Origin of the sequence: Campylobacter concisus UNSWCS, assembly GCF_000466685.1 — a bacterium.
GTDB lineage: Bacteria > Campylobacterota > Campylobacteria > Campylobacterales > Campylobacteraceae > Campylobacter_A > Campylobacter_A concisus_A.
In genome coordinates this window covers 1-370 of record NZ_ANNG01000061.1, presented here as the reverse complement: position 1 = coordinate 370, position 370 = coordinate 1, and the positions used below count along the sequence as shown (strand labels likewise).

The window sequence follows — 370 nt, the reverse complement described above, 5'->3', positions numbered from 1 at the left end:
CGTAGATATTAACACCATAGATAAATCTAGCACCAATGCAAATTTCTCTAGATCAAGCTCAAATACTATAACTAAACAAACTATTCTCTCATCTATAACAGCAAATGAGCTGAATGTAGAGGTAGGCAAAAACACCCATTTAAAAGGCTCACTACTAGCTAGTGGAAACTACGATGAAAACAATAAATTTATAGATAACCACAACCTAAATTTAAAAACAAATACCCTAAGCTATGAGAACCTATCAAATATAAGCTATAACAAAGGGTCATCTCTTAGTATAGGGGCTAACTATATCCTAGAAGATAAAAACAATAAAGATAGCAAATCAAATAACAATCAAGAAGATAAATTTACAGGTCTTAAATCA

General features: G+C 30.8%; 1 protein-coding gene. It reads left to right on the top strand.

Going from position 1 to position 370, the window contains the following annotated elements:
• A partial coding sequence (locus UNSWCS_RS12035; RefSeq protein WP_035143940.1) for a hypothetical protein occupies window positions 1-370 on the top strand: 370 nt, incomplete at both ends.